This window comes from Mucilaginibacter sp., assembly GCF_039935595.1.
Taxonomy (GTDB): domain Bacteria; phylum Bacteroidota; class Bacteroidia; order Sphingobacteriales; family Sphingobacteriaceae; genus Mucilaginibacter.
Genome location: NZ_JBDTJZ010000082.1, coordinates 1 through 6,948, shown reverse-complemented (window position 1 = coordinate 6,948; position 6,948 = coordinate 1). Strand labels below are relative to the sequence as shown.

Here is a 6,948-nt window from a genome sequence, read left to right as displayed (position 1 = left end):
CTTCGCCTTCATATACTGTTTTGTCGGGAGTAAGAATTTCTAATGTCATGTGTGTAGAGATTCAAGATTCAAGAGCCAAGAATCAAGATAGAAGGATTTTGTCCTGGCTCTTGGTTCTTGACTCCTGAATCTATTTATTAATTATTAGCTTCCGCCAATAATTTCTTGCCTTTTTCTATTGCTTCTTCAATGCTGCCCACAAGGTTGAAAGCGCCCTCTGGATATTCGTCCACTTCGCCATCCATAATCATGTTAAAGCCTTTGATGGTTTCTTTAATATCAACCAATACACCTTTTAAGCCGGTAAACTGCTCGGCTACGTGGAACGGTTGTGATAAGAAACGCTGTACACGGCGTGCACGCGATACCACTAATTTATCTTCTTCAGATAGCTCGTCCATACCTAAAATGGCGATGATATCCTGTAACTCTTTATAACGTTGTAATATCTCTTTAACACGTTGAGCGGTATTGTAATGCTCGTCGCCCAAAATAGCCGGACTTAATATCCTTGAGGTAGAATCCAATGGATCCACCGCAGGGTATATACCTAACTCGGCAATTTTACGCGAAAGTACGGTGGTAGCATCTAAGTGGGCAAATGTTGTTGCCGGCGCAGGGTCGGTTAAGTCATCCGCTGGTACGTATACCGCCTGTACAGAGGTTATTGAACCACGTTTGGTTGAAGTGATACGTTCCTGCATGGTACCCATTTCGGTAGCCAACGTTGGCTGGTAACCTACTGCCGATGGCATACGGCCCAATAAGGCTGATACTTCTGAACCTGCCTGTGTAAAGCGGAAAATGTTATCAATAAAGAATAATATATCACGGCCCTTACCATCAGCGTCGCCATCGCGGAAATATTCTGCAATAGTTAAACCTGATAGTGCCACACGTGCACGTGCACCGGGAGGCTCGTTCATTTGTCCAAAAACGAAGGTTGCTTTGGAGTCTTTTAAAGCTTCGGTATCTATTTTAGATAGATCCCATCCGCCTTCTTCCATCGAGTGCATAAATGCATCGCCATATTTTATAATGCCCGCTTCCAGCATCTCGCGCAATAAGTCGTTACCTTCACGGGTACGTTCACCAACACCGGCAAATACTGATAAACCGTCATAAGCTTTCGCAATGTTGTTTATCAACTCTTGTATCAATACGGTTTTACCAACACCGGCACCGCCAAACAAACCAATTTTACCACCTTTTGAGTAAGGCTCTAATAAGTCAATAACTTTAATACCGGTAAACAATACCTCAGCCTCGGTAGAAAGATCTTCAAAACGGGGAGGGGTATTGTGAATTGGGCGACCATCGGTTTTATCTAAATTAGCAATACCATCAATAGCATCGCCAACTACGTTAAATACACGGCCTTTAATATCTTCGCCAACGGGCATTTTAATGGCCGAGCCTAAGTCAACCACATCCATGCCGCGCAGTAATCCGTCTGTAGAATCCATCGCAACGGTGCGCACACGGTCCTCGCCTAAATGCTGCTGAACTTCTAAAATAATTTTCTGACCATTATCCTTAGTAATTTCTAACGCGTTATAAATTTGCGGAAGATGGGCATTATCAGCAAAGCTGACGTCAACTACCGGACCGATGATCCGTGAAATTTTTCCAATGTTTGGCATATATACCTGGTAATTTTTTTAAAGATTATTATTGAAATGGATAGTTGTTAGCTATCCGCTATTTCAGGGCGCAAAGTTATTGTTTTTGGGCTAATATTAAAATACTTATATCAACATTTTTTAAAACTTATTTTGAATGTATTACGTAATATAATTAATGAATTTATTATTATTATAGTTTAATAGCAATAAAGGGCGTTTAATAAATTTAACAGTTAAGTTTATGAAAAATTTAAAGTTGTTGGTTTTCGCCTCAGTAGTGTTAACTGCCGGGTGTAAATTAGATAAAGTTAATGATTTGCCGGGTCCGCCGGATTTTTCAAACTTCATTGCTATTGGCGATTCGCAAACCGCAGGTTTTGCTAATGATGGCCTTTACCTGGATGGGCAACTGGCATCGTTCCCGGCGGTTTTGGCCAAACAAATGGCAACCACTTTTAATCAGCCTTTATTTGGTACCAATGAGAAAAATGGGTCGGGGTATTTAAAATTAACAGGCTTTACCAATACCGGGGCACCAATAATAACCCGTGTAACTACCGAATTGGCTATACGTGGTACAATCCCGGTGCCCGGACACGGCAATACCAACTTATTTACCAAATACCAGGGCAATATTAATAACTATGGTATTACTGGCATTAAACTGGCCGATTTAACCAACGCGCAGTTAGGCAATACCAATGGCTATTTTGAGCGCCTGCTTAGTGGTAATGCTCCAAATAATACCACAACCTATTTTGATTTTGCTGTTTCACGACCACATACTTTTTTTGTATGCTGGCTGGGGGCTAATGATGTGCTGGGCTACGCGGGTAGTGGCGGTGCCGGTGATACGCTAACCAGCAAGAGTTATTTTAACAACAGGTACGCCCTGCTTATTAATAAACTAACCGATAATAAACAAAAAGGTGTAGTTGCTACTATAGCCGATGTAACCACCATACCCTATTTTAACACCGTTACTGTTGATTCGATTTCTAAAGTAGCTAAAGCGGTTAACCCGCTTTTTGCCGGGTTATATATTACGGCAAAAAGTAATGCGGATATTACAGAAACAACGTACGTCCCCCGACTGGCTACTACTACTGATCTGATATTGTTAGGATTTGATGTGGGGAAGATAGGGAATCCGGTAAGCACATCTGCAGGAATGCAGCCTTACGGACTAACGCCGCTTGCTCCGATAGAAAACAAATATGTTTTAGACCAGAACGAGATTGCAATTGTGCGAGATTATGTGGCTGCTTATAATAACACTATTAAAACCATTGCAAAAACAAAAAACCTCGCGGTATATGATGTTTACACATTTTTTAACACATTAAAGAAAGACGGCCTAACCATAAATGGTGTAAAATTAACTGCTAACTATATAACAAGCGGAATCTTTTCGCTGGATGGTATACATTCAACTCCACGAGGTTCTGCTGCCACGGCTAATCAGTTTATTGCTGCTATTAATGCCCAATATCAAACCAGTTTACAGCCGGTAGATATAAGCACTTACGGAACGCTGCCGTAACCTATAAACGGATCAGTTAACTTAAAATTATTTTGCCCTTGTGCGCACCGCTTTCCATTATTTGATTAGCATTGGCTGCTTTTTATGCGGGAAGCCCTTGTCCATTTGCAGTATTTGTGCCTTATATTTTATAGGTAATAGTACGTTTTTTAAAAGGCCTTCAAGTTGATTGCGCCTAAGTACTTTGTAAATTTTTAAGAAGGGTAAAAGCCAGGGCGTGGCAGGTAAACTAAGCATATTACTTACCCTGTTCGGCACGGTTAATAGCTGCACTTGTTTTAAAATAGTAAATCTTAAAATGCCCAGGTGTTTTTTATATTGAAGATATAGGTCGGCAGTAAAAGTGCTGCAAACCAGATTTTGTTCTAAGTGTTCAGCACGCATTTTTTCCCAGCCGGTAAAATCGGTCGGCAGGTCGGTTAGCTGCATACCTGTGCCTACACGATAAAACACATTAAATACTTCATCCTTTTCGGCAGGGGTTAGTTTTCTATCCAATAATTCAAATGATCGGATAGAGTAATCTATTAATAAAAACAATACATCGCGGTAGGCCCAGGGGGGTATGTCTGCACCGCGGCTTGCCTCAACTGATTTATGGATAGCTGTAATGTGGTGAATGCTTTTTAAAGCCGTTTCTTCTTCTGAAAATAGGATCTGGCGGGCATAAGTAACGGTAGAGAATAGCCTGTCCAGCGGATCGGCAGGAAGGCGGCCGGTAAAGTACAGCCAATCTACCGCCTTATTCAGCGCGAACTCGGCAGCGGCACCCGCAAAAATAAATAGGGTAGTATCGGCCCGGCCCCATATTTGGCGCACTATTGATCGCTCATCTACAAAATAATTCATTGGGTATTGTTCAATTTAATGATCATCCGGTAGCAGGGTATTAATATTAATAATGTCACTACTCCAAATGAACAATCAATTAATTGCCAAAAAAGGGGTATGCCGCTGATGTTACCTGCAATAAAAGCCAATGGAAATATTAACACTGCGGCAATAATACCAAACTGAATCACCCAAATGTTTTTAACCGGGTCCTTTAATGGACCTATAAACAGTATAGCAAGCATCAGGTGCGCAAACGCCAACCAATCGGTACCGTAACTGATAAAAGGATAACGAAGATTAGTTAGCCTAACCGCATCGTAAATCTGGTTTAACCATAAAGATAGGATTCCGGGTAGGGTTGGCCCGTGATCTGTAAAAATTGCCAGTTCAGTTTCAATAGGGAAGGCGGTGATACCGCTTAACGCCAAACCAGCTATAATTATCCAAATCCGCACTTTTATGCGGTGAAGCAGTTGGGTTTTTGATAAATTATCCATAATATTAAAAGTACTTTGAATTACAAAGTAAATGATAAATAGTTTATAAAACAAATAACTATTTACCATGCCTTAGAAAATTAGAATTATTTTGCCCATGTGGCCGCCACTCTCCATTAGCCGGTGTGCGTCAGCAGCCTCCGAAACTGGAAATACCGAATTAATTACAGGTTTTATCTGTCCTGATGCCAGCAATGGCCATATATGTTCTTCTAAATTACGGGCAATAGCGGCTTTAAAAGCTACTTCCCGCGCGCGCAGCATAGAGCCGGTTATGGTTAGCCGCTTACGCATTACTACGGACAGATCAACATTTACATCCTTACCTTTCATGGTATTAATGAGTACCAGGCGGCCCTCGTCTGCCATTACTTTAAGGTTGCCGGGGGTATAGTCGCCGCCTATCATATCTAAAATAACATCAATGCCGGTAAGGGTATCGGCAAAGTTCTCTTTTTTATAATTGATAGCCTGGCCGGCACCCAGATCGAGGCAAAACTTACATTTATTATCGCTGCCTGCGGTTATAACCACTTTACTGCCCATAGCCTTGGCCATTTGTATGGCCGCAACCCCAATACCGCTCGAGCCGCCGTGCACCAGTAAAGTTTCGCCGGGCTTTAGTCGCCCGCGGTCGAACACATTGCTCCACACGGTAAAAAAAGTTTCGGGGAGGGATGCGGCTTCAATAAAAGATAAACCATCGGGTACAGGCAGGCATTGCCCCTCAGGGGCGTTGCAATATTCGGCATAGCCGCCACCGCTTACCAGGGCGCAAACTTTATCACCCACTTTCCAGCGGGTAACAGCGGCGCCAACTTCGACAATGGTACCGGCAATTTCCAGCCCGGGTATATCGGCAGACGCACCGGCAGGGGGCGGGTAGTTACCCTTGCGCTGAAAAACATCGGGACGGTTAACGCCCGCGGCAGCTACTTTTATTAATACCTCGTCCGCGGCAAATGCGGGTTGTGGCCGTTCGGCTATTTGTAAAACGTCGGGCACGCCGGGTTGGGTTATGACGATAGCTTTCATTAAAATTATAATAGACTAACAACTATAATGTTTGCAATATGGCCAATAATATGCCTGATTTTAAACGTTATTGCTGTAAATTAAACTTAATTTTCAATTTTTTTAGCGGAGATTAAAAAGAAATCCTATTTTTGCAGTCCGTTAAAAAACGCAGTTTGTTTATTACGGAATTGCATTTGTAGCTCAATTGGATAGAGCATCTCACTACGGATGAGAAGGTTTGGGGTTCGAATCCCTACAAGTGCACCAGTTTAATTAAGCCTTTCTGTATATACCGAAAGGCTTTTAATTTGAAAACACTATGCTAAACCTGGTGCTATTTGGCCCTCCCGGAGCAGGAAAGGGTACACAATCACAAAAACTTATTGAAAAATACGGTTTGATACATTTATCAACCGGCGATTTGTTGCGTGGCGAAATTTCGCAAGGTACTAAACTGGGTTTAGAGGCTAAAAAGCTTATGGATGAGGGCGCTTTGGTACCCGATGCCGTAGTAATTGGCATGATAAGCAATAAACTGGATGCCAACAAAGAAGCCAAAGGCTTTATTTTTGATGGTTTTCCACGTACGGTGGCGCAAGCCGAAGCTTTGGATAGTTTACTGGAAAGCAAACAATCGGCCATATCAGGTATGATCGCGCTGGTTGTAAACGATGATGAGTTAGAGCACCGCTTATTATTAAGAGGAAAAGACTCAGGAAGACCAGATGATGCTAACCCTGAAGTTATACGTAAGCGTATTAAAGAATACAACGATAAAACTGCACCGGTTGCAGATTTTTATCAGGCTCAGCATAAATTAAAAAGTATAAACGGTATAGGTTCAATAGAAGATATTTTTGGCGCTATTACCGGTATCATACAGTCTTATTAATTTCGGATTTCGGATTTTCGATTTCGGATTTGAAATTGAAAATATCTAACTATAAATCCGAAATTCCACATCCGAAATCCGAAATAGAAAAAATGTCTGGTTCAAACTTTGTTGATTATGTAAAAATTTGTTGTCGCTCCGGAAAGGGCGGGGCAGGCTCTGCGCATTTACATCGCGACAAGCATACCGCAACAGGTGGTCCCGACGGTGGTGATGGTGGTCGTGGCGGGCATGTTATTGTTAAAGGTAACGCGCAGTTGTGGACCTTGCTTCACCTTAAATTTCGCAAACACGTAATGGCCGGTAACGGCGACAGCGGAGGCAGCTCGACCAGTACCGGCAAAAGCGGACAGGACGAGATATTGGAGGTGCCGCTGGGTACCATAGCCAAAAACGCCGAAACCGGCGAAGTGTTATTTGAGATAAATACCGACGGCGAAACTAAAATACTAACGCCTGGTGGTCGCGGCGGTTTGGGTAACTGGCACTTAAAGTCGCCAACTATGCAAACACCCCGTTTTGCACAACCGGGAGAAGAAG

General features: G+C 42.5%; 7 protein-coding genes and 1 tRNA gene. 4 read left to right on the top strand and 4 right to left on the bottom strand.

Annotation, left to right across the window (positions count from 1 at the left end):
- Positions 1-137: 137 nt before the first annotated feature.
- The gene (atpD, locus tag ABI367_RS05120; RefSeq protein WP_462227031.1) at positions 138-1,643 is read right to left on the bottom strand and encodes a F0F1 ATP synthase subunit beta; all 1,506 of its coding nucleotides are present in this window, start codon (positions 1,641-1,643) and stop codon (positions 138-140) included.
- A gap of 223 nt (positions 1,644-1,866) precedes the next feature.
- Here atpD and ABI367_RS05115 point away from each other — a divergent pair, with 223 nt between their 5' ends.
- Complete coding sequence (locus tag ABI367_RS05115) at positions 1,867-3,168, top strand: SGNH/GDSL hydrolase family protein (protein WP_462227029.1); 1,302 nt, start codon at positions 1,867-1,869, stop codon at positions 3,166-3,168.
- Between the two features lie 57 nt (positions 3,169-3,225).
- Here ABI367_RS05115 and ABI367_RS05110 read toward each other — a convergent pair whose 3' ends face one another.
- The 3 genes from ABI367_RS05110 to ABI367_RS05100 form a co-directional block, all read right to left on the bottom strand.
- The gene (locus ABI367_RS05110; protein ID WP_462227027.1) at positions 3,226-4,017 is read right to left on the bottom strand and encodes an oxygenase MpaB family protein; all 792 of its coding nucleotides are present in this window, start codon (positions 4,015-4,017) and stop codon (positions 3,226-3,228) included.
- Positions 4,014-4,499, bottom strand: coding sequence for a hypothetical protein (locus ABI367_RS05105; protein ID WP_462227025.1), 486 nt, complete (start codon positions 4,497-4,499; stop codon positions 4,014-4,016). The genes ABI367_RS05110 and ABI367_RS05105 overlap by 4 nt, the downstream gene beginning before the upstream one ends.
- 72 nt (positions 4,500-4,571) lie before the next feature.
- Positions 4,572-5,534: an NAD(P)H-quinone oxidoreductase gene (locus ABI367_RS05100; protein ID WP_462227023.1), complete on the bottom strand. Its 963-nt coding sequence runs from the start codon at positions 5,532-5,534 to the stop codon at positions 4,572-4,574.
- Between the two features lie 172 nt (positions 5,535-5,706).
- Here ABI367_RS05100 and ABI367_RS05095 point away from each other — a divergent pair.
- The 3 genes from ABI367_RS05095 to ABI367_RS05085 form a co-directional block, all read left to right on the top strand.
- Positions 5,707-5,783, top strand: a tRNA-Arg gene (locus ABI367_RS05095).
- A gap of 52 nt (positions 5,784-5,835) precedes the next feature.
- A complete protein-coding gene (locus ABI367_RS05090; RefSeq protein ID WP_462227021.1) occupies positions 5,836-6,408 on the top strand; it encodes an adenylate kinase in 573 nt (190 codons plus the stop codon).
- Between the two features lie 92 nt (positions 6,409-6,500).
- Positions 6,501-6,948 (top strand): Obg family protein (locus ABI367_RS05085; protein WP_462227019.1); only part of this gene is annotated, 448 nt, incomplete at its 3' end.